The sequence below is a fragment of the Brenneria rubrifaciens genome, assembly GCF_005484945.1.
GTDB lineage: Bacteria > Pseudomonadota > Gammaproteobacteria > Enterobacterales > Enterobacteriaceae > Brenneria > Brenneria rubrifaciens.
Genome location: NZ_CP034035.1, coordinates 2,846,331 through 2,870,969, shown reverse-complemented (window position 1 = coordinate 2,870,969; position 24,639 = coordinate 2,846,331). Strand labels below are relative to the sequence as shown.

Genomic DNA, 24,639 nt, shown 5'->3' with positions numbered 1-24,639 from the left:
TCTCCGGAAATGTACCAATCCTGAAAATCAATGGGATAGGGGATTGTTACCGGGATTTTTCGTCATCAATACTGTGATTTGTACGATCAGGACCGCTTGGGCCTGAGGAGAGTGTTATTGTGTATGAAATGATAATAACCACATTATTATTGCTGCTGTTCTTTTCTTCTGTAAGGAATAGAAAAATCAAACAAAAATTTGATATTGAGCGAAAAAGGCAAGATTTTATAAACATGATTTTCTTTGCGACGGAATATAGCCCTGCATCGATTATAATTGCGGATGAGAATTGTGAAATCATTTACGTAAATCGTCAATTTATTGCCTTGTCTGGTTATATGCCGGATGAAGTGATTGGCAAAAAGACGAATATGTTTAAGTCAGGGATGACCAACGCAAACGTCTATGAAGATATGTGGGCTACCATAAATAAAGGTGATATTTGGAGCGGTGAGTTTATTAACCGTCGTAAAGATGGGCAACTCTATTGGGAAAAAGCCAATATCGTCAAAATATATAACAAAGCGACTCACTCAACCCAATATGTTGGCGTAAAGCTGGATATCACAGAAAGAAAGTCACAAGAACATCATGACAACTCCTATAATCGCGCTCTAGAGCTTTTGTCGAGTGGCGCACCACTCAAAGATATTCTTGATGCGATAATATTCAGTGTTGAAGAGAAAAACCCCGGTCGTATCGTCTGTTCGGTGTTGCTGGTTGATAAAGATAAAAAATGCCTGACTTTGGGGTCGGCGCCGAGTTTGCCGGGATTCTATAAAAATGCCATCCACAACGTTAATATTGCTGACGGCGTCGCATCGTTTGGGACGGCTGCATCCACGGGAAAGCGAGTCATCGCGGGCGATATTTCTATCCATCCTGATTGGTCTCAACATAAGGGATTGGCATTATATGCCGGGTTGCGGTCATGCTGGTCTGAGCCTATTTATGGACAAAATCAAGAAATACTCGGGGTGTTAAATGTTTATCATCGTAAAGTGTACGTTCCCACAGAAGAAGAAATTCTTTCTGTAGAAAAATCAGCTCAACTTATTTCTATCGCCATCGAGCGTTATCGGGCGATAGACATGTTGCGCCGGAGCGAGGAACATTACCGCCAACTGGCCCACTATGATTCGCTGACTTCACTGGCGAACAGTTTAACGTTTGCCGAGCAAATGGAACAGGCTATATTGCTGTCCAAGCAAACGGGCAGAAAAATTGCGCTGATGTTTCTCGATTTGGATAAGTTTAAGCAGATCAATGATTCTTTCGGCCATGCCGTGGGCGATTTACTATTAAGAGAAGCCGCAGCGCGTATGCGTGGCGCGGTAAGGGATTCCGATACAGTGTATCGACGCAGCGGTGACGAATTTATTATTCTGCTGCAAGGCATTAAAGAAGTTGATAATACGTTGTATGTTGCAGATAAAATCCATAATGCTCTAAATAAGACCTTCGAGATTGAAGGCAAAAAGCTGGATATATCGTGCAGTATCGGTATTGCACTCTATCCTGAGCATGGAACTGACTCTTTGACATTGGCAATCAACGCGGATTCAGCAATGTATCAGGCAAAATCAATGGGACGTAGTCAGACTCAAATTTATCAAGACGTCAATACACATTAATAATTGATAAGACTGTGATGATTATTTTTTAATAGAGCACCTTAGCGTGCTCTTTCTTTTATTTTCTCTTGCCATTCTCTTTCTTGTTCTATTACCTTTCTCGCAATGATTCTGCTCTTGCCCTGATGATGGGTTTTAAAAGGTAGCTGAGAATTGTTTTCTTCCCAGTGATGATATCTACCGATGCCACCATGCCAGGAATAATAAGCAGAGGTTTATCCGCGCTGCCCAAATAGTTTTTATCGGTGCGTAAACGGATAATATAAAAACTGTTCCCTTCTTTGTCGGTAACGGTATCTGGACTAATCTGCTCAAGTTGACCTTTTAGCCCACCGTAGATGGTGTAATCATAAGCCGTTAGTTTAATAATCGCTTCCTGGCCGGGGTGCAAAAACGCGATATCTTGCGGACGAATTCTGGCTTCAACCAGTAATTTGTCATCCAGTGGCACAATTTCCACCAAATCACTCCCCGGCTGAATAACGCCCCCAATGGTGTTGACCAGAATTTGCTGAACAATACCACGCACCGGCGAAACCACCAGCGTCCGGTTTACGCGATCTTCCAGCGCTCTGCCGGTTGCGGTAATTTTGTTCAGATTGGTTTGCGCTTCATTCAATTGTGATAACGCATCACTTTTATAGCGCCCGCGCGCTTCCTCAATTTTATTTTCAATTTCTTTTATCGCCGACTCTGCCCTGGGTATCGACAGCCTGACCGAATCAAGTTGGCCTTTGGTTTCGACCTCCGCCCGTCTTAAACGTAGTACCTCTACTTTTGAGATGGCGCCTTCGGCGATAAGAGGCTCCGACATCCTGATTTCCTGTTGTAGTAAATTCAGGCTATTACGAAACTGAATCTGTTTTGCGGAAAAGTCCCGTAATTCCTGATGGCGTTGCACCAATTGCTCTTTGAGGCCGGCTATCTCGTTATGAAATTGTTGGCGCCGGCTGTTGTAAAGCTCCCGTTCACCATTGGCGACTTCCGGTGTCAGTTGGGTGACTTCCTCTGATAAAATAAATTCACGATCGTTGATTTCAGCGTTAAGACGTTCGATTCTTGAAATCAGCGCCAGTCTATCGGCTTCGGTTTCACCGACGTTTGAGGCAAACCGGGTATCGTCCAGGCGTAGTAGCGGATCGCCAGCGTTGACGACCTGACCTTCATGAACAAGTACTTCCGTGACGATGCCGCCTTCCAGGTTCTGGATCTTTTGCAGTCTTGATGATGGGATGGCTTTTCCATCTCCCCGGGTTACTTCATCAATGTCAGCAAACGCCGCCCAAAGGATGAAAAACAGGAAAAAAGCACCAATAACCCAAAGTGTGATGCGGGCAATTCTGGGGGAATCTTCGATCAACGCACGGCTGACTTCCGGCATCGTCTGAAGGTTCTCATGGTTATCATCACCTGTGAAGTAGCGTTTGATACGTCTAAGATATTTAGCGAGACGCATTGATTTGTCCCTTCTTCAAGGCGTCCATCACGATGGCCTTCGGGCCGTCGGCAATAATGCGGCCTTTATCAACAATAACCAGGCGATCTACCAGCGCCAACATAGAGACCCTGTGTGTCACCAGCAATAGCGTTTTATTGACGAGCACTGGCGCCAGAACCTGTTTCAACCGGTCTTCACTGGTATTGTCCATTGAACTGGTGGGTTCATCAAAAACCAAAATAGGGGGATCGAGTAACAGTGCTCTGGCTAATGCTACTGCCTGACGCTGACCGCCGGAAAGTTGCTGACCGCGTTCGCCAACCTGAAGGTTATAGCCATCCGGATGCAGGCGGGCGAATTCATTTACGCCGGCGATTTCCGCAGCCAACAGCATCGCTTCATCTTCGACATAGCGCGCGCCGCTGATCAGATTGTCACGCAGCGTGCCGCTGAACAGTTGAATATCCTGTGGGACATAGCCGATATTGTGCCTGAGGTCGCTGACGTCGAGCTGGCGTGCATCGACGCCATCAATCAGCAAGTTACCCGTTGAGGGCTGGTAAAGATTGACGATCAGTTTTTGCAGCGAACTTTTACCGGAACCGCTTCGTCCGATAATGCCCACTTTCTCACCGGGGGCGATGCTCAGGTTGATGCCTTGCAAGGAGCTGTTTTTCTGTTCCGGGTAGTTAAACGTGACATCGCGAAACTCAATGCTGCCGCGAATGCTTTCACGCTTGAGCGGATGTTCGTTGTCGCTTCGCTCTTGCGGCAGTTGCATCATTTGTTCAGTGGTATCCATCGTCAGGGAAGCCTGCTGGTAACGGGTTACTAATCCTGACAGTTGGCCCAGCGGCATTAGCGCTCTGCCGTTCAGCATGTAGCAGGCAATCAATCCGCCCATACTGAGGTTGCCGTTAATCAGCATGTAAACGCCAGCCACAATCATGGCGACACCGGCAAACTGCTGAAACCCAAGCGTCAGGTTAACCGCTAATGAGGATAGCGTTTTTGCCCGTAATTCGAGCTTGCTGAGACTGCCGATAGTCTGTTCCCACTGGTACTGCCGTTCACTTTCCGCATTATTGACTTTTATCGCGTCCAGGCCACCGAGTGTTTCAATCAACGTTGCCTGCCGTTCACTGGCAAGATGCATGGTTTTTTCAATGGTGGATGAGAGCGGTTTTTGCAGTGCCCAACTGGTGAGCAGAGCAAGAGGGTAAGTGAGAATCGAAACCCAGACCAGCGGACCGCCGATGAATCCGATTACTAGCAATAGCAGTAAGGTAAAAGGGAAATCAATCAGGGTGGTCAACGTCAATGAAGAAAGGAAATCTCTGAGCGACTGAAATTCATGAATATTCTGTGCAAAACTGCCTACCCGGGCGGGTCTGGCTTTCATCGACATGCCGGTGATTCGTTCAAACAGCGTGGCGGAAATGATCAGATCGGTTTTTTTCCCCGCCATATCCAGGCAGATCCCACGCAGGGTTTTTAGCACTAAATCAAAGAAAAAAGCGCCAGTAATACCGATAGCCAGCACCCATAGGGTCGCCGTTGCCTGATTGGGAACCACCCGGTCATAAACATTCATGACAAATAGCGGTGTTGCCAGTGCGATGATATTGATAAGCAGGCTGGCGAGCACGGCATCCAGATACAAAAAACGCGAGAGTTTAAGCGTATCTTTGAACCAGGATTTTGTCTGTTTGATTAAAGAGTGATGTTGAATATCAAACTGATGGCGAGGTTGGGCGAACATCACCAACCCGAGGTAATTCTGCTGTAATGAGTCGTGATCGACCGCAATTTCTCCCCCCTCTGTCTCACTGGGCATGATGCGGGCGCTGCCGTCGGCATTCCAGCCCAGCAGAATAGCGGCTCTTTCTTCACGCAATAGCAGCATGGCCGGTAGGGACATGGCTGGAATTTTGTTCAGCGCTCGCTTGAGCACCCGGCCTTGTAAACCGGCGCGGGCCGCTGCACGGGGAAGCAGTTGGATGGTCAGACGCTGATTGGCAAGAGGAAGGCCGGCTGTCAATGTGCTTCGACTGGCGGATTTTCCCTGTAAAGCACAAAGTATCAACAGACCATCCAATAAGGGATCATCATGGCGATTGCGAGGATCGCTGTGTTTATGGACAACCGTTTCGTCAGGGTTGTTACTTTCATCTTGTTTGGAATGCAACTTCATTTAACAGAACTTTCCTTACGCCAGGCAATCTCTGCAATGACAATATGCAGACAGATGCTTTCCAGCAAGATCAAATATATTTATTCGCAGCACCAATAATGCTTACGGAGCAACGATCTTCATTAGTGCGTGAATATATTAATTCAGGTTTGGCAACCCTGCGCGAGTGGTCACGTTCGTAAGACTTTTACCCGCCGCAGGCTCAGGAATCGATAAACTCTTCAACAGATCTCCCATGCGCGATTTTATCCGATACTCGGTAAATCGCCCGATAAAACGTACTTCAACCAGACGGCGTTGTGCGGTGAACAATTCATTTTCACTGTCCAGCAAATCCAAAAGCGTCCTTTCGCCTAAACTGAATTGTTTCTGATAAGCCGAACGCACTTTCATACTGCGTTCGGCATATTCTGCCGCAATAGGAAGCTGCTGGCGTGCATTATTTAACGCAGACCAGGAAAGACGCAGTTCTTCATCAAGTAAACGCAGAGCATTATTTCTGACATCTTGTGCTTCTTTGATCTGGTAGGCTTTTGATTCCATGTTGGCTTTGCCGGAGCCGCCTTGATACAGATTGTATTGCATTCTCAGCATGGCCTGCCATTCGTTATTGTGACCACGCGAACCGTCGATGTTATTGTCCATGCTGCGCGCCAGTTCAACATTGACTCGTGGATAAAATGTCGACTTGGATGCTTCGTATTGCTTTTCCGTTGCTTCAACATCAGATTCCGCGGATTTCAATGCCGGGCTGTTAGCCAGCATGATACGCCGCGCTTCTGCCAGCGATGCGGGTACGGAAAGCATGGCGCTATCTGGAAGAATTAGATTGTCAGGTTCTTTGCCGACCACGCTCAGATAATTGGTTATCGCGTCGTCCAGATTGGTTTTTTCTGTCAAAACGTTATTCCGTGCCTGGGCGAGACGTGCTTCCGCCTGTTCCATATCAGCCAGACGGCCCACGCCTTGCTCGCTGCGTAGCCTGATCTGATCGTAGATGCGTTCATGGCTGGCGAGGTTGGCTTCGGCAAGCCGTACAAATTCCTGACGCTGCAAGACAGAAAGATAGACCTCAACCGCATTTAATGCGGTAGTTTCACTGGTATTAAGCACGTTGTATGCGCGAGAGTTCACGGTAGCTCGCTGCCGGGCAACTTCACTGGATGTCGCAAACCCATCAAATACCATCTGGCTCAGATTGATGCTGGATTCACTTCGTGTCAGTTCAACACCATGATTGCCGCTGAACCTCGTTGAGCTACTGTCTGTCTCCTCGCGCCCCACGCCCGCATTTAATGTTACGGAAGGAAGGTAGGCTCCTTTGGCGGCGCTCAGATCATGTTCGGCTGAAAAGCGGCTGTTTATGGATGCACTGACCTCAGGGTGGGTATTAAGCGAGTGCTTTATCGCTTCCTGAATAGTATCGGCATAGGCTGTATTGGCAAAAGCGACAATTAGCGTCATTAAAGCAACATTATATTTACGTATCATTAGCTGTTTTCCTTCACAAAGGCTAATTTGTGATTATTCCTATTAATTAACAGGGTAAATATATTAATTTGTAATTAATTTAATAAAAAAAATCCCAGTAAAATCAATGTGTTTATTTATAATTAAATGCATCCCGATAGATAGGGAAATATTATTTACACTTAGTGAGTAAACTTCTGGAAAGAATAATCTGAATTTTTTATTATATCAGCCACTGAGTCAAGCGATTGACGCATACGAAAGTCAAATTATAGCGGTATCCCAACCATTTGCTCAGGATGACACTCAGCAATTCACTTCATCTGGATGATGCCGGAAGATAATTATTAAAATGTCCCTGCACCATAAATATTAATAGATATCAAGGAGAAGCTATTATGAATAGCGTAATCGGTATCATCAAATTTGTGATCGGTCAGGTCTTCGTTGTCGCTTTAGATGGAAGTCAGCGGTTATTGACCGCAGGTGATCGCATCTATAGTGGTGAAGAAATTGTTACCGGCGACAATGGTGCAGTTTCCATAACCTTGCCAGATGGACGTACTCTGGATTTAGGTCGTGATAGCCGTTGGAGTGGTGGTATTGATGCCACATCGCAGAAAACGGAAGAGGCTGTAGAGGATGTTGCTGCTTTGCAGGCAGCCATTGCGCAAGGGGCAGATCCAACACAGGCGCTTGAGGCTACCGCGGCAGGTAATGATGACACTGGCGAGGCGGGTGACGGTGGCGGAGGCCACACTGCCGTGGTGCTCGATCTTACTGCTAAAACTATCGATGTATCAACTAGTTATGATTCTTCAGTCTTGGAGGTTAGCGCTGCCACGACACTAAGAGAGAGTGACAGCGCCCTAACTACACTGGCCCCAGCGAGCAGTTATGCCGAAGATAGCACACCTGCTGCGTTGACTGTCGCAATCAATGATGGCGGTACAGTCGTCTTTACATTCACAAAATCACCTGTCGGTTTTGATTTCAGTGACATCACCGTTGAAAACGGCACATTATCGAATTTGGTTCAGGATCCTAACGATACCACTCAGTGGACAGCGGTATTGATACCTTTCTCTAATTTTGAAGGAGAGGTTCGGGTTAGCGTACCGGATGGCAGCTATACCGATGAAACCGGGCTCTCTGGTACTGGCGGAAGCGATACAATCGTTGTTGATACGCTGCCGCCGGCGGCTTCAATTGGCATTAATGCTCTTACGGGTGACGATATCGTCAACGCCGAGGAAGCGGGTCAGATGCTTTCGGTATCCGGTCAGGTGGGTAACGATGTGCAGACCGGTGATACGGTCACCGTGACCGTGGGATCGAATAACTATCTGACGGCCGTGAATGCGGACGGTAAAACCTGGAGCGTCAGTGTCCCCGGCAGCGTGCTGGCGGCCCATACTGAAGTCAACGCCAGCGTCACCACTCGGGATGCGGCGGGGAACAAAGCGACAGCCGATACGATCCGCGCTTATGCCGTAGATACTACTGCGCCTAGAGCATCGATCAGCATCAATACGCTTGCGGGGGATGATATTGTCAATGCCGATGAAACGAGTCAGACGATCGCGGTGACCGGTCAGGCGGGCAATGACGTTAAAGCGGGCGATACGGTGACCGTGACCGTCGGCGCCGAGTCTTATCAGACCACGGTGGATGCGGACGGCCGGAGCTGGAGCGTCAGTGTCCCCGGCAGCGTGCTGGCGGCCTATACCGAGGTGAGCGCCAGCGTGATCACCGTTGACGCGGCAGGCAATCAGACCACGGCGGATACTACTCGCGGTTATAGCGTAGATACCACCGCGCCCGAAGCGACCATCACCATTGATACCCTTGCCGGTGACGATATCGTCAACGCCGTTGAAGCCGATCAGACGATTGTGGTCACCGGTCAGGTGGGTAACGAGGTGCAGGCCGGTGATGCGGTGACCGTGACTGTCGGCGCTGAGATCTACCAGACCATTGTGAATGCCGATGGTCAGCGCTGGAGCGTGAATGTGCCGGGCAGTGTACTGGCGGCCCATACCGAGGTGAGCGCCACGGTCACCACCGTTGATGCGGCAGGCAATCAGACCACGGCGGATACTACACGGGGTTATAGCGTAGATACGGCCGCACCCGACGCCGTTATTACTATTGATACGCTTGCCGGTGACGATATCGTCAATGCCGAGGAAGCCGATCAGACGATTGTGGTCACCGGTCAGGCGGGCAGCGACGTGCAGGCCGGTGATACGGTCACCGTGACTGTGGGCTCGAACACCTATCAGACGGCCGTGAATGCGGATGGTAAAACCTGGAGCGTGGCGGTGCCGGGCAGCGTGCTGGCGGCCCATACCGAAGTGAGCGCCACGGTCACCACCGTTGACGCGGCAGGCAATCAGACCACGGCGGATACTACTCGCGGTTATAGCGTAGATATCACCGCGCCGGAGGCGTCTATTACCATCGATACGCTTGCCGGTGACGATATCGTCAACGCCGAGGAAGCGGGACAGACGCTGACGGTGTCCGGTCAGGTGGGCAGCGACGTTAAAGCGGGCGATGCGGTCACCGTGACCGTGGGCTCGAACACCTATCAGACGGCCGTGAATGCGGACGGCCAAAGCTGGAGCGTCAGTGTCCCCGGCAGCGTGCTGGCGGCCAATACCGAAGTGAGCGCCACGGTCACCACCGTTGACGCGGCAGGCAATCAGACCACGGCGGATACTACTCGCGGTTATAGCGTAGATACCACCGCGCCCGAAGCGACCATCACCATCTATACCCTTGCCGGTGACGATATCGTCAACGCCGAGGAAGCGGGGCAGACGCTTTCGGTGTCCGGTCAGGTGGGCAACGATGTGCAGGCCGGTGATACGGTCACCGTGACCGTGGGCTCGAACACCTATCAGACGGCTGTGAATGCGGACGGCCGGAGCTGGAGCGTGGCGGTGCCGGGCAGCGTGCTGGCGGCCAACACCGAAGTGAGCGCCACGGTCATCACCGTTGATATGGCAGGCAATCAGACCACGGCGGATACTACTCGCGGTTATAGCGTAGATATCACCGCGCCGGAGGCGTCTATTACCATCGATACCCTTGCCGGTGACGATATCGTCAATGCCGAGGAAGCGGGACAGACGCTTTCGGTGTCCGGTCAGGTGGGCAGCGATGTGCAGGCCGGCGATACGGTGACCGTGACAGTCGGTTCCGAGACTTACCAGACCACGGTGAATACGGATGGTCAGCGCTGGAGCGTGAATGTGCCGGGCAGCGTGCTGGCGACCCATGCCGAGGTGAGCGCCACGGTCACCACCGTTGACGCGGCAGGCAATCAGACCACGGCGGATACTACTCGCGGTTATAGCGTAGATACCACCGCGCCGGAGGCGACCATCACCATCGATACCCTTGTCGGTGACGATATCGTCAACGCCGAGGAAGCGGGACAGACGCTGACGGTGTCCGGTCAGGTGGGCAGCGACGTTAAAGCGGGCGATGCGGTCACCGTGACCGTGGGCCCGAACACCTTTCAGACGGCCGTGAATGCGGATGGCCGGAGCTGGAGCGTGGCGGTGCCGGGCAGCGTGCTGGCGGCCAATACCGAAGTGAGCGCCACGGTCACCACCGTTGACGCGGCAGGCAATCAGACCACGGCGGATGCCACACGCGGTTATAGCGTAGATACGGCCGCGCCGGATGCCGCTATTACTATTGATACCCTTGCCGGTGACGATATCGTCAACGCCGAGGAAGCGGGACAGATGCTGACGGTATCCGGTCAGGTGGGCAATGACGTTAAAGCGGGCGATGCGGTCACCGTGACTGTCGGTTCCGAGACTTATCAGACCACGGTGAATGCGGATGGTAAAACCTGGAGCGTGGCGGTGCCGGGCAGTGTGCTGGCGGCTAACACCGAAGTGAGCGCCACGGTCATCACCGTTGATATGGCAGGCAATCAGACCACGGCGGATACTACTCGCGGTTATAGCGTAGATATCACCGCGCCGGAGGCGTCTATTACCATCGATACGCTTGCCGGTGACGATATCGTCAATGCCGAGGAAGCGGGTCAGACGCTGACGGTGTCCGGTCAGGTGGGCAATGACGTTAAAGCGGGCGATGCGGTGACCGTGACTGTCGGCGCTGAGATCTACCAGACCATTGTGGATGCGGACGGCCGGAGCTGGAGCGTGAGTGTCCCCGGCAGTGTGCTGGCGGCCCATACCGAGGTGAGCGCCAGCGTGATCACCGTTGACGCGGCAGGCAATCAGACCACGGCGGATACTACTCGCGGTTATAGCGTAGATATCTCCGCGCCCGAAGCGACCATCACCATTGATACCCTTGCCGGTGACGATATCGTCAACGCCGAGGAAGCGGGACAGACGCTGACGGTATCCGGTCAGGTGGGTAATGACGTTAAAGCGGGCGATGCGGTGACCGTGACTGTCGGCGCTGAGATCTACCAGACCATTGTGGATGCGGACGGCCGGAGCTGGAGCGTCAGTGTCCCCGGCAGCGTGCTGGCGGCCCATACCGAGGTGAGCGCCAGCGTGCTCACCGTTGATGCTGCAGGCAATCGGACCACGGCGGATACTACTCGCGGTTATAGCGTAGATACCACCGCGCCGGATGCCGCTATTACTATTGATACGCTTGCCGGTGACGATATCGTCAACGCCGAGGAAGCGGGTCAGACGCTGACGGTGTCCGGTCAGGTGGGCAACGATGTGCAGGCCGGTGATACGGTCACCGTGACTGTGGGCCCGAACACCTATCAGACGGCCGTGAATGTGGATGGTAAAACCTGGAGTGTGGCGGTGCCGGGCAGCGTGCTGGCGACCCATGCCGAGGTGAGCGCCACGGTCACCACCGTTGACGCGGCAGGCAATCAGACCACGGCGGATACTACACGCGGTTATAGCGTAGATACCACCGCGCCGGATGCCGTTATTACTATTGATACGCTTGCCGGTGACGATATCGTCAACGCCGAGGAAGCGGGTCAGACGCTTTCGGTGTCCGGTCAGGTGGGCAACGATGTGCAGGCCGGTGATACGGTCACCGTGACTGTGGGCCCGAACACCTATCAGACGGCCGTGAATGCGGATGGTAAAACCTGGAGCGTGGCGGTGCCGGGCAGCGTGCTGGCGACCCATGCCGAGGTGAGCGCCACGGTCACCACCGTTGACGCGGCAGGCAATCAGACCACGGCGGATACTACACGCGGTTATAGCGTAGATACCACCGCGCCGGAGGCGACCATCACCATCGATACCCTTGTCGGTGACGATATCGTCAACGCCGAGGAAGCGGGACAGACGCTGACGGTGTCCGGTCAGGTGGGCAGCGACGTTAAAGCGGGCGATGCGGTCACCGTGACAGTCGGTTCCGAGACTTATCAGACCACGGTGAATACGGATGGTAAAACCTGGAGCGTCAGTGTCCCCGGCAGCGTGCTGGCGGCCAATGCCGAGGTGAGCGCCACGGTGACTACCCGCGATACGGCGGGGAACGAAACGACCGCCGATACAATCCGTACTTATACCGTGGACACGGCCGCGCCCGAAGCGACCATCACCATTGATACCCTTGCCGGCGACGATATCGTCAATGCCGAGGAAGCGGGTCAGACGCTGACGGTATCCGGTCAGGTGGGTAACGAGGTGCAGGCCGGTGATACGGTGACGGTCAAAGTGGGTGACGAGACTTACCAGACCACGGTGAATACGGATGGTAAAACCTGGAGCGTCAGTGTCCCCGGCAGTGTGCTGGCGGCCAATACCGAGGTGAGCGCCAGCGTGCTCACCGTTGATGCTGCAGGCAATCGGGCCATGGCGGATACCACACGCGGTTATAGCGTAGATACCACTGCGCCGGAGGTGACCATCACCCTTGATACCCTTGCCGGCGACGATATCGTCAACGCCGAGGAAGCGGGTCAGACGCTGACGGTATCCGGTCAGGTGGGTAACGACGTGCAGGCCGGTGATACGGTCACCGTGACTGTGGGCTCGAACACCTATCAGACGGCCGTGAATGCGGATGGTAAAACCTGGAGCGTGGCGGTGCCGGGCAGTGTACTGGCGGCCCATACCGAAGTGAGCGCCACGGTCACCACCGTTGACGCGGCAGGCAACCAGACCATGGCGGATACTACACGGGGTTATAGCGTAGATATCACCGCACCCGAGGCATCCATCACCCTTGATACCCTTGCCGGTGACGATATCGTCAATGCCGAGGAAGCGGGACAGACGCTGACGGTGTCCGGTCAGGTGGGCAACGATGTGCAGGCCGGCGATGCGGTGACCGTGACAGTCGGTTCCGAGACTTACCAGACCACGGTGAATACGGATGGTAAAACCTGGAGCGTGGCGGTGCCGGGCAGCGTGCTGGCGGCCCATACCGAGGTGAGCGCCACGGTCACCACCGTTGATATGGCAGGCAATCGGACCACGGCGGACACTACACGCGGTTATAGCGTAGATACCACCGCACCCGAGGCATCCATCACCCTTGATACCCTTGCCGGTGACGATATCGTCAATGCCGAGGAAGCGGGACAGACGCTGACGGTGTCCGGTCAGGTGGGCAACGATGTGCAGGCCGGCGATGCGGTGACCGTGACAGTCGGTTCCGAGACTTACCAGACCACGGTGAATACGGATGGTAAAACCTGGAGCGTGGCGGTGCCGGGCAGCGTGCTGGCGGCCCATACCGAGGTGAGCGCCACGGTCACCACCGTTGATATGGCAGGCAATCGGACCACGGCGGACACTACACGCGGTTATAGCGTAGATACCACCGCGCCGGAAGCGACCATCACCATTGATACCCTTGCCGGCGACGATATCGTCAACGCCGAGGAAGCGGGGCAGACCCTGACGGTATCCGGTCAGGTGGGCAATGACGTTAAAGCGGGTGATACGGTCACCGTGACCGTGGGCTCGAACACCTTTCAGACCACGGTGAATACGGATGGTAAAACCTGGAGCGTCAGTGTCCCCGGCAGCGTGCTGGCGGCCAATGCCGAGGTGAGCGCCACGGTGACTACCCGCGATACGGCGGGGAACGAAACGACCGCCGATACAATCCGTACTTATACCGTGGACACGGCCGCGCCCGAAGCGACCATCGCCATCAATACCCTTGCCGGCGACGATATCGTCAATGCCGAGGAAGCGGGTCAGACGCTGACGGTATCCGGTCAGGTGGGTAACGAGGTGCAGGCCGGTGATACGGTGACGGTCAAAGTGGGTGACGAGACTTACCAGACCACGGTGAATGCGGACGGCCGGAGCTGGAGCGTGGCGGTGCCGGGCAGCGTGCTGGCGGCCAACACCGAAGTGAGCGCCACGGTCACCACCGTTGATACGGCAGGCAATCGGACCACGGCGGACACTACACGCGGTTATAGCGTAGATACCACCGCGCCCGAAGCGACCATCACCATTGATACCCTTGCCGGCGACGATATCGTCAACGCCGAGGAAGCGGGGCAGACGCTTTCGGTGTCCGGTCAGGTGGGCAACGATGTGCAGGCCGGTGATACGGTGACGGTCAAAGTGGGTGACGAGACTTACCAGACCACGGTGAATACGGATAAAACCTGGAGCGTCAGTGTCCCCGGCAGCATGCTGGCGGCCCATACCGAGGTGAGCGCCACGGTCACCACCGTTGACGCGGCAGGCAATCAGACCACGGCGGATACTACACGCGGTTATAGCGTAGATACGGCCGCACCCGACGCCGTTATTACTATTGATACCCTTGCCGGTGACGATATCGTCAACGCCGAGGAAGCGGGTCAGACGCTGACGGTATCCGGTCAGGTGGGTAACGAGGTGCAGGCCGGCGATGCGGTCACCGTGACAGTCGGTTCCGAGACTTATCAGACCACGGTGAATACGGATGGTAAAACCTGGAGCGTCAGTGTCCCCGGCAGCGTGCTGGCGGCCAATGCCGAGGTGAGCGCCACGGTGACTACCCGCGATACGGCGGGGAACGAAACGACCGCCGATACAATCCGTACTTATACCGTGGACACGGCCGCGCCGGAGGCGACCATCACCATCGATACCCTTGTCGGTGACGATATCGTCAACGCCGAGGAAGCGGGACAGACGCTGACGGTGTCCGGTCAGGTGGGCAATGACGTTAAAGCGGGCGATGCGGTAACGGTCAAAGTGGGTGACGAGATCTATCAGACCACGGTGAATACGGATGGTAAAACCTGGAGCGTCAGTGTCCCCGGCAGCGTGCTGGCGGACAATGCCGAGGTGAGCGCCACGGTCACCACCGTTGACGCGGCAGGCAATCAGACCACGGCGGATACTACTCGCGGTTATAGCGTAGATATCACCGCACCCGAAGCGACCATCACCATCGATACCCTTGCCGGTGACGATATCGTCAATGCCGAGGAAGCGGGTCAGACGCTGACGGTATCCGGTCAGGTGGGCAATGACGTTAAAGCGGGCGATGCGGTCACCGTGACAGTCGGTTCCGAGACTTATCAGACCACGGTGAATACGGATGGTAAAACCTGGAGCGTCAGTGTCCCCGGCAGCGTGCTGGCGGCCCATACCGAGGTGAGCGCCACGGTCACCACCGTTGACGCGGCAGGCAACCAGACCACGGCGGATGCCACACGGGGTTATAGCGTAGATACCACCGCGCCCGAAGCGACCATCACCATCGATACCCTTGCCGGCGACGATATCGTCAATGCCGAGGAAGCGGGACAGACGCTGACGGTGTCCGGTCAGGTGGGCAATGACGTTAAAGCGGGCGATGCGGTCACGGTGACAGTCGGTTCCGAGACTTATCAGACCACGGTGAATACGGATGGTAAAACCTGGAGCGTCAGTGTCCCCGGCAGCGTGCTGGCGGACAATGCCGAGGTGAGCGCCACGGTCACCACCGTTGATGCGGCAGGCAACCAGACCACGGCGGATGCCACACGCGGTTATAGCGTAGATACGGCCGCACCCGACGCCGTTATTACTATTGATACGCTTGCCGGCGACGATATCGTCAACGCCGAGGAAGCGGGACAGACGCTGACGGTGTCCGGTCAGGTGGGCAATGACGTTAAAGCGGGCGATGCGGTAACGGTCAAAGTGGGTGACGAGACTTATCAGACCACGGTGAATACGGATGGTAAAACCTGGGGCGTCAGTGTCCCCGGCAGCGTGCTGGCGGACAATACCGAGGTGAGCGCCACGGTCACCACCGTTGACGCGGCAGACAATCAGACCACGGCGGATGCCACACGCGGTTATAGCGTAGATACCACCGCGCCCGAAGCGACCATCACCATCGATAGCCTTGCCGGCGACGATATCGTCAATGCCGAGGAAGCGGGGCAGATGCTGACGGTATCCGGTCAAGTGGGTAACGACGTTAAAGCGGGCGATGCGGTAACGGTCAAAGTGGGTGCCGAGATCTATCAGACCACGGTGAATGCGGACGGCCGGAGCTGGAGCGTGGCGGTGCTGGGCAGCGTGCTGGCGGCCCATACCGAGGTGAGCGCCACGGTCACCACCGTTGACGCGGCAGGCAATCAGACCACGGCGGATGCCTCACGCGGTTATACCGTCGATACGACTGCTCCAGAAATCGACATTACTGATTTAGCTGGCAATGACGGTTATATCAGCCAGCTCGAACTGACAAATACTGTTATTGGCGGCACCAGCAGTGAGAAGATGGTTGATCTGATCTTCACCGATGTTAACGGTGAGTCCGTTACGTTGGACGATGTGCCGGTCGTTGATGGAAAATGGTCCGCATCACTCGATCTCAGTTCATTGTCTGAAGGGAAGATCGCGGTCGATGCCATTGTAACCGATGCCGCGGGTAATCAAGCTCAAGCCAGCAGTCAGGCGATGATGGACATTCAGTCACCCGTTGCCCATGACAGTGAGATTACCGGTGTCGAAGATACGTCGCTGGCTATTGGTTGGAACGATCTGGGTGTTTCTGGCGATACGTCCAGCATCGTGATTGCCTCACTGCCCCAAACCAGTGCCGGTACGCTGTACTTTAATGAGGGTGGCGAATGGAAACCGGTGACGGTCGGACAGATATTTACCGCGGATGACGCTGAATTGCGATTCGAGCCCGCGCAAAACGTGGCAGGTACACCTCTTAGCGGGTTTGATTATAAACCGGTTGATAGCGCCGGTAACATCGGCGATAGCGCTTCCGTAAACATCAAGATTACGCCAGTCGCGGATGCGCCTGTGGTGACGTTGAGTATCACCAGTGGTGAAACGACGCCGTCTACGTCTGAGATCATTGAAGTCAATGGCGGAAGTAAAAATGGCGGGTTTGATATTCAGGACGGCCAGATTATCGCGATCGGCGACGGGGTGCGCGTATGGCTGACTGAAGGGGATCTGGTGCCGACAGTGGTAGGAACCGGTACGGTTTCCTATTACAGTCAGGGAAATGTCAACGGGAGTGGTAGTTCCTCCGATATCTATGTTGTGCATGACGGCTCTGGGTATATGCAGGACGGCACCAAGCGTGGCTTGAATGCGGTCAACGGCAATGGCGGTTCGGAATCATCCGGCACGTCGCCGGACTATATCTTTCTTCAGCACGGCGATAAGACCAAATACAGCGTCAGTACTTCAACCAACAATAATGCCGCGAATAACGTCAACACTTTTGACGGTGTGAATGTTTATGGCAGCAGTCAGCTAATCAGCAGCGGCAACCAGTTGGAAGGCATTATCTATGGTGATGGTTCCACCGTTTTGGCGGATAGTGGCGACACGACTACCGTTGAAGTGATTCCCGCTCAAAGCGGATTTCAGGAGCACACGATCAGCGTCTCCGCTGCGTTGACGGATCTTGATGGCAGCGAAACCCTGTCCGGCATTACCCTAACAGGGATTCCCGTAGGCACGGTGTTGACCGATCACATCAGCAATGTGACCTATACTGTGGGCAGCGACGGCGCCTATCTCATTCCTAACACGCAAGGAGTGTCCGCGCTTGCCGGGCAAATTACCCTTGTTGTGCCTGTCGAGGCGGGGAAATTCAATGTGGTGGCGCAAGCGACGTCAACCGAATTGACAAATGCCGATACGGCGACCGGATATTCATCTGAAGGGGTTGAGCAGTTCGGGTTGAGCATCGGAACGACCGCCAGCGACACTATTTCGGGGACGCCCAGCCATGATGTGGTGATTGCCGATGTGTCCGGGTTGCAGATTGTCGAAGGGCAAAATTATAACATTGCTTTTATGGTCGACTCTTCGGGCAGTATAACGTTCAGCGATATTGAGAAAATTCAGGCGTCGCTGACCGATGTGTTCAATAGTTTGACAAAAAGTGCCAATGTCATGAATGCGGGAACGGTTAATGTCTTTTTAGCGGACTTTGATACGCAGGTGGGCAGGACCGTTTCTGTAAATCTGCACGATCCCGATGCATTAAGCCAATTGACTAACGTCTTGAATTCAATGGTCGGTGGTTCATACTTCGGTGGTGGCACTAATTATGAGGACGTATTCAAAACCACGGCAAACTGGTTCCTCAGTGATATGGTTAAAAATAATGTAGGGAATAACCTGACGTATTTTATCACCGATGGCGAACCGACATACTATCAGACCCACGAGAGCGATGAGGTGCGCGTCAGTGACTGGTGGCAGTCGCTCAATATTGACAATATTGCCTATACACCGGGCCAGTCCTACTATATGAATGTGCGGGGCGCGATGCGTGAAGTGATCGATGAGCAAGGAAATGTTTATCAATATAACGGCGGCCACTGGAATAGTGTTACCAGGACGGTTATAGGTCAGGTTCATGCCCAGGGAGATGGCACCTATGAAATCTCTTCGCGGGGCGGGACCGGAAATAATGGTTACTGGGCGATGGATATTCGCGGGTATCCGTATTGGGTCGATAATTCAGGGAATGGTGATGTCAGCAATGCCCATGCGGTAAGCGCCTTTTCTTTGTTGAAAGAACTGTCCGCCGTTGAAGCGATTGGTATTGGTTTCGATCTGAACGCGGCCAGCCTGAAACATTATGATACTGACGGCGTGGTTCAGGACCATATCGATCCCAGCGATCTCAATGAGGCTGTTCTTGGCAGTAACCAGCCGATGAAAGGCGGTGACGACGAGCTTAACGGTGACTTGGGGAATGACATCCTGTTTGGCGATGTGGTGACATTTAATAACATTGAAGGCAATGGCTTCCCCGCATTGCAGAGTTATATCGCCGAGCGGTTGGGCGTTAAGGAAACGCCGATGGCAAAAGAGATACACAATTACATCTCGACCCATAGTGCTGAGTTTGATCTGTCCTCCAGCTATGGCGGTAATGATACTCTTAATGGCGGCAAAGGGAATGATATCCTTTTTGGTCAGGGCGGTAATGATACCCTCCTCGGCGGAACCGGCAACGATCTGCTGTATGGCGGCGACGGGGATGATGTGCTGATTGGTGGGCCGGGGAGTGATGTATTGGTCGGCGGCGCCGGTGCGGATACCTTTAACTGGCAGTCTGGTGACATCGGGAATGATCTGATTAGGGACTTTAATGCCAGTGAAGGAGACAAGATCGATTTGAGTGACCTTGTCGGTGAACTGGAGGAAGGAACCGACATCAGCCGTTATATCCGTATTCTGGATAACGCTGGTTCTGCAACGATTGAAATCAGTACGGAAGGCAATTTCACCGATGACAAAAACGGTACGGTAGCGGTGTCAATCACGCTTGAGAATTACAGCGGCGCGCTGCCCTCGCTAGACAGTTTAATCAGCAAGCCCGACCAGACCGGAAGCTGATAATAATAACGGGTTCGCCTCAGTATGAGGCGAGTCACGGTTTTGCGTCCTTCATGCGTTTTATTCAAGAACACGAGAAAGGTCTCTGAATATGTTTTATGTCCAGCGCGATAGTGATGGTCAATTGCTCAAGGTTGATGAGAGTCCTTTTACCGGGATGAATGGCGAATTGCCTGACGACTCCGTAGAAGCATTGGTCTGGTTCAAAAACCATGACGTTGCGATAGCCAGTTTGCAGCAACTGCGTCAGAGCGACCTGGAAATGGTTCGTGTACTTGAAGATTTAATTCAGGTTTTGATGCAAAAAGGGTTAATCAATATTACCGATTTCCCGCCAGCGGCGCAGCTTAAGTTGATCAGCCGTACTCAGGCGCGTGAAGCGTTAAACGGCGATCTGAACAAGTTGATCGGCGATGAGGAGGACGGGATGATCTGAGTGCCGCAGAGACAGGGCGGGCATCTTCTTTGAGGCTGACGTTGTGAACGCCCCGGCTATCCCGCTTATCGTAAGGTGAGATCGACGGCGCGCGTATTTCCCGCCGCATTTACTGGCGCGGATAGGCGTTTATTTCAGAATCTCGGTGGCCGGAGCCGGTTCGCCCAGCAAACGCCCCATCGCACCTTGTAACCCCATTTCCTGAAGTACGCTAAATTCTCCGGCGGTTTCTACGCGTTCAGCAATCAGCGGCAGCGCAATGCTATTGGTGGCGCGATACAGGGCTTCGATGAACATCTTTTTATCCCCTTCCTGATCAATATTGCGGATATAGCTGCCATCGACTTTCAGGTAGGCCAATCCCCATTGGGATAAATTACCGATCATATCAAACCGGCCACCGAAGTGTTGAAGCCCCAGCGTGCAGCCGTGTTCATTCAGTAATTTGATTAATGCCTCAAGTTGCGTGGCGTCTGGTAACTGATTTTCATCCAGTTCCAGAATCAGGCGCTTCGCCAGCGTCGGCTGTTGCTTTAACGGGGCAAGCAATTGCGCCGTTAAAGACAAATCAAGAACGGTACTGCCGGACAGACTGAGAGCCAGATTGCCTTTATAGTGGCGTAAAAAATTCAATACCTGTTTCAACATTACCTGATCCAGCCGGGTGTTCCAGCCAAAGCGCTGGACCCAGGGAAGGAAGCGGCCGGCGGCAATGCTGTTTCCCTGCTCATCTTCGATTCGAGCCAGCACTTTATGGTGTAGTGCCCGATCGGGTTCAAGACAATCCACCACAGGTTGCAGGAACAGTTGCAGGCGTCCTTGTTCAAGAATGGAATCAAGCCGGTGAAACCACATATGCCGATCGGATTCAACCGGGGATGACGTCGGCCGAGTTTCATTGGGAATAGTGATATCTGAACTACTTTCGGCTTGGGTGAGCGCATGATCCCCCTGAACCAGCAGCGATTGCGCCGAATCGCCGGGGCGGAATGGCACCATACCAAATCTGGCTACCGGCGATACGTCAGTTTCGCCGGTGAGATAGAGCGTCTCAATGTTGTGCGTCAGTTCACCAATCAGCGCGTAGGCTTCTTTATCCATCAGACCGGGACACAACATGGCGAATTCACCGCCACGGATACGGGCCAGAATGCTTTCTGCTTCCGTATGCCGCTTTTGGATTTTACGCATCAGATGACCAATCGAAGCCAGCAGTGCATCGGTACGCTGCCCCCCCAGACGCTGGTTCATCCCGGAAAGATCCTGCACACGGAGCAGAATCAGGAAACCGGGTGGGGTGTCTTCATCGGAAAGTTTGTCATTAAGCTGCATATCGAAAGCGCGACGGTTAGCCAGCCCGGTCTGCGGGTCTTGATAGGCTTCCTGGCGTAAGCGCTCGCTTCGTTCCGCTTCTTCTTCAAACAGGGTTTTCAGTTGGCTGACCATCTGGTTCATCGCCTGCGCGACACGGCGGAATTCCGGGGTATTGGGTAAATCAGGCTGGCTGAGAAATTCCCGACGGGTAATCGCCAGCGATTGTTCGACAATATAATCCAGCGGCCGTAACTGACGGCGCAGCATGACGGCGCCAATCAGTACCCCCAGCGTTCCGCAGCCAAGCAGCCACAAGAGGATCGCCGAGCTGCTTTGCCATAAACGGGAAATGGCGAACATCGGGTGACTGATAACCTCGACTTTGGCCGCCTGTTCCCAACCTCGCATGACAATAGCATCGCCCGCGCCAGGCTGGAGGTTTACCAGACGAACAAACCAGACGGGTACGTTGGGTATATGCGGCGAAGCCGTACGTTCCAGCGTAATTTTATCGGTTTTTAAATCTCTAATCCGGATGCTGGAGAAGTAGCCGCTGTCAAAAATGGAGCTGACCATCAGCTCGACCATTGCCGGATCATCAATATTCGGGGTCAGGGATAACCCCAGCGCGGTTGCCGCATCCTGTGCGTGGGAATGAAGCTGGTTATTGTATTGCTCGCGTGAGTTTTCCAGACTGACGAAAAAACTCCCGCTGAAAATAATCAGCACGAACAGGCAGATGGCTATCAGTAATTGTTTGTATAAAGACATAGCCTAATCCAACTCCTTAATTGAAAATCCTTCGGCACGCATTTTGGTTAATAAATCCTGCCAGCGTGAAAGTCGTTTACTGTCACCCACACGCTTATTGCCGCTCGTGCCCGGTAACCATAGCCCCTCGCCGTTAAAGGAATAAACCGGCAGCAAATCATTGCGCTGCGTCGCGGGTTGAATCTTATCCGTCAGGTTATCCAGTACCAGCGGGATAGATGTCGGTGTCGGATAATAGGTGAGCACCATATGAGCTCTGTTGAGTCGCAACGCTTTAACGTAAGTAATACGCAGTTTTTCACCGGGCACCCCTAAATGGCGCAGGGTAAAATATTTGGCAATAGCGTAGTCTTCACAGTCCGCCGCGCCTTTACGCAACGCTTCGATCGGACTTGCCCAGTAATCTTCCTGATTCCAGATGACGGTATCATCCTGAAACAGCAACCGGTCATTAAAAAAACGGTTAACGGTTTTTAACTGCTTTAGCTCTTCCACATGACGTTGGGGAATCAGTAACGCCTGCCACTCTTCAATCCGGCGGCTCGCTTGCGGCGTAGCTGGGCCGTAAAGCTGTTCGGTCCGTTTGACGATGGTAACAAAGTCCCAGTCGGCGCGCAGGGAGCCCGCCAGCAGAAATAGCAGACAGCAGATAAAAAACAGCTTGTAATAATGAAGCCTGGGCCAGTGATATTGCACTGATTTTCTCTGATTACTTACAGGATACACGCCAACCGCGTGAGAAGCGTCAGCCTGAATACTGAAATCTATTGAGTATACATGCCGTTGCAGAATATCTTACTTTTATAGCGGCAAAAAGAGATTACTATGTGCGCAGATGACGCGATAACGAACCGTGAGGGCGCAGAATGAACGCAGACGCATTGAATTGGGGCGAGCGCGGTCTGGGCGAATGGGTATCCGAAACCCGAAACCCTGCCACCATGAATTTGGACACGCTCTCTACGTTGGACATGATGCGAGTGTTTAATCAGGAAGACCAAAGGGTGCCGGAAGCCGTTCGGCAGGTATTGCCGATGATTGCCGAGGCGGTCGATCTGGCGGCGGATGCGCTGAAGGCTGGCGGGAGGCTGATTTATCTGGGCGCGGGCACCAGCGGGCGGCTGGGCGTGCTGGACGCTTCAGAGTGTCCGCCGACGTTTGGCGTGCCGCATGGAATGGTGGTGGGGCTGATTGCGGGCGGACCGGGGGCGCTGCTCAAGGCCGTTGAAGGGGCGGAGGACAATCCGCAATTTGGCGAAGCGGATCTGGCCGCTCTTAATCTGACGTCTGATGATATGGTGATCGGTCTGGCGGCTTCCGGCAGAACGCCATATGTTATCGGTGCGCTGCGTTATGCCGCCCGGATAGGCTGCCGTACCGCGGCGATATCCTGTAATCCGCATGCGCCCATTGCGCAGGAAGCGCAGGTTGCTATTTCTCCCGTTGTCGGGCCGGAAGCGTTAACGGGATCGACGCGGCTGAAGTCGGGAACGGCGCAGAAACTGGTGTTGAATATGATTTCCACCGGCGTCATGGTGAAGTTGGGCAAGGTGTATCAGAATCTGATGGTGGATGTGAAAGCAACCAACATCAAATTGCTGGATCGTGCCTGCCGCATCGTGATCGAGGCGACGGGGGCGCAACCGGATGTGGCGCGGCAGGCGCTGTTGCAGACGGAAAATGAAGTAAAACCGGCGATACTGATGATTCTGAGCGGTCTGAGTGCGGAAGCGGCCCGGCGGAAGCTGGCGCAGCATGACGGTTATTTGCGAGAGGCGTTGATGAGTTGACCTTATGACCGCGCCGGATCGGGGGAAACTTGTAGCATGGTGACATTTTTTGACCTGGGAGTGATGTTTTGAGCGAAAAGGTAAGCCCGAGAATTGTATTTTTTGATCTGGATGGCACGCTGCATCAAGAGGATATGTTTGGCAGTTTCCTGCGCTTTTTGCTCCGTCGGCTGCCGCTCAACCTCTCACTGGTGATCCCGCTGCTACCCGTCATTGGTGTGGGGCTTTTGTTAAAGGGGCGCGCTGCGCGCTGGCCGATGAGTTGGCTGTTGTGGGCGATCACCTTCGGACGTAGCGAAGCCCGGCTGAGCAATCTGGAAGCGCGGTTCGTCAATAATTTCCGGCGTCAGGTTACGCCTTTCCCTGAGGTTCAGCAGCGGCTCACGGCATATTTGCAGGACACGCAGGTTCAGGTGTGGCTGGTCACCGGATCGCCTCAGCGTCTGGTCGAACAGGTTTATCATGATTCGCCTTTCTTGCCTGGGGTGCGGCTGATGGGGAGTCAAATGTCGCGCCGCTACGGTGGTTGGGTACTCACTTTGCGCTGTCTGGGACAAGAGAAAGTCATTCAGATGGAGCAACAACTGGGCGCACCGCTAAAGCTTTACAGCGGCTACAGCGACAGCAAACAGGATAATCCGCTGCTCTATTTTTGCGAGCACCGCTGGCGCGTGACGCCAAACGGCAGCTTGCAACAACTGGAGTAATGTCTCTCCGGTTGGTTGCGGCGAACCTAATCGCTATAATGCCTGCCGCAAAACGTTACCTGGAAGA

At 53.8% G+C, this 24,639-nt stretch carries 10 protein-coding genes; 5 read left to right on the top strand and 5 right to left on the bottom strand.

Annotation, left to right across the window (positions count from 1 at the left end):
- The first annotated feature begins 119 nt into the window (after positions 1-119).
- Entirely contained in the window at positions 120-1,634 is a 1,515-nt protein-coding gene (locus EH207_RS13000; RefSeq protein WP_137714373.1) for a sensor domain-containing protein, read from the top strand.
- Between the two features lie 91 nt (positions 1,635-1,725).
- Here the strand turns inward: EH207_RS13000 and EH207_RS12995 are convergent, their stop codons facing one another.
- The 3 genes from EH207_RS12995 to EH207_RS12985 form a co-directional block, all read right to left on the bottom strand.
- The gene (locus tag EH207_RS12995; protein WP_137714372.1) at positions 1,726-3,090 is read right to left on the bottom strand and encodes an HlyD family type I secretion periplasmic adaptor subunit; all 1,365 of its coding nucleotides are present in this window, start codon (positions 3,088-3,090) and stop codon (positions 1,726-1,728) included.
- Entirely contained in the window at positions 3,077-5,266 is a 2,190-nt protein-coding gene (locus EH207_RS12990; RefSeq protein WP_217496096.1) for a type I secretion system permease/ATPase, read from the bottom strand. Before EH207_RS12990 ends, EH207_RS12995 begins: the two co-directional genes overlap by 14 nt.
- A gap of 138 nt (positions 5,267-5,404) precedes the next feature.
- On the bottom strand, positions 5,405-6,757 hold the full coding sequence (locus tag EH207_RS12985; protein ID WP_137714371.1) for a TolC family outer membrane protein: 1,353 nt from the start codon (positions 6,755-6,757) through the stop codon (positions 5,405-5,407).
- Between the two features lie 377 nt (positions 6,758-7,134).
- On the opposite strand from EH207_RS12985, the gene EH207_RS12980 reads away from it, so the two are divergent.
- Entirely contained in the window at positions 7,135-19,554 is a 12,420-nt protein-coding gene (locus tag EH207_RS12980) for an Ig-like domain-containing protein (RefSeq protein ID WP_137714370.1), read from the top strand.
- A gap of 91 nt (positions 19,555-19,645) precedes the next feature.
- Positions 19,646-19,990, top strand: coding sequence for a tryptophan synthase subunit beta (locus EH207_RS12975; protein WP_137714369.1), 345 nt, complete (start codon positions 19,646-19,648; stop codon positions 19,988-19,990).
- Between the two features lie 129 nt (positions 19,991-20,119).
- On the opposite strand, the gene lapD is transcribed toward EH207_RS12975, so the two are convergent.
- Both lapD and lapG read right to left on the bottom strand, forming a co-directional pair.
- Positions 20,120-22,075, bottom strand: coding sequence for a cyclic di-GMP receptor LapD (lapD, locus tag EH207_RS12970; RefSeq protein WP_137714368.1), 1,956 nt, complete (start codon positions 22,073-22,075; stop codon positions 20,120-20,122).
- A 3-nt stretch (positions 22,076-22,078) separates the two neighbouring features.
- Complete coding sequence (gene lapG / locus EH207_RS12965) at positions 22,079-22,771, bottom strand: cysteine protease LapG (protein WP_137714367.1); 693 nt, start codon at positions 22,769-22,771, stop codon at positions 22,079-22,081.
- A gap of 170 nt (positions 22,772-22,941) precedes the next feature.
- Between lapG and murQ the strand changes: the two genes are divergently transcribed.
- Positions 22,942-23,865, top strand: coding sequence for an N-acetylmuramic acid 6-phosphate etherase (gene murQ / locus EH207_RS12960; protein WP_137714366.1), 924 nt, complete (start codon positions 22,942-22,944; stop codon positions 23,863-23,865).
- A 68-nt stretch (positions 23,866-23,933) separates the two neighbouring features.
- Positions 23,934-24,572, top strand: a complete 639-nt coding sequence (gene yfhb / locus EH207_RS12955; protein WP_137714365.1) for a phosphatidylglycerophosphatase C — start codon at positions 23,934-23,936, stop codon at positions 24,570-24,572.
- The last annotated feature ends 67 nt before the right edge of the window (positions 24,573-24,639 follow it).

Excerpts from the sequence above, each read along its gene's own strand:
- lapD (WP_137714368.1), bottom strand. The coding sequence starts at position 22,075 with ATGTCTTTATACAAACAATTACTGATAGCCATCTGCCTGTTCGTGCTG.
- EH207_RS12995 (WP_137714372.1), bottom strand. The coding sequence starts at position 3,090 with ATGCGTCTCGCTAAATATCTTAGACGTATCAAACGCTACTTCACAGGT.
- EH207_RS12990 (WP_217496096.1), bottom strand. The coding sequence starts at position 5,266 with ATGAAGTTGCATTCCAAACAAGATGAAAGTAACAACCCTGACGAAACG.
- EH207_RS12985 (WP_137714371.1), bottom strand. The coding sequence starts at position 6,757 with ATGATACGTAAATATAATGTTGCTTTAATGACGCTAATTGTCGCTTTT.
- EH207_RS12980 (WP_137714370.1), top strand. The coding sequence starts at position 7,135 with ATGAATAGCGTAATCGGTATCATCAAATTTGTGATCGGTCAGGTCTTC.
- murQ (WP_137714366.1), top strand. The coding sequence starts at position 22,942 with ATGAACGCAGACGCATTGAATTGGGGCGAGCGCGGTCTGGGCGAATGG.
- EH207_RS12975 (WP_137714369.1), top strand. The coding sequence starts at position 19,646 with ATGTTTTATGTCCAGCGCGATAGTGATGGTCAATTGCTCAAGGTTGAT.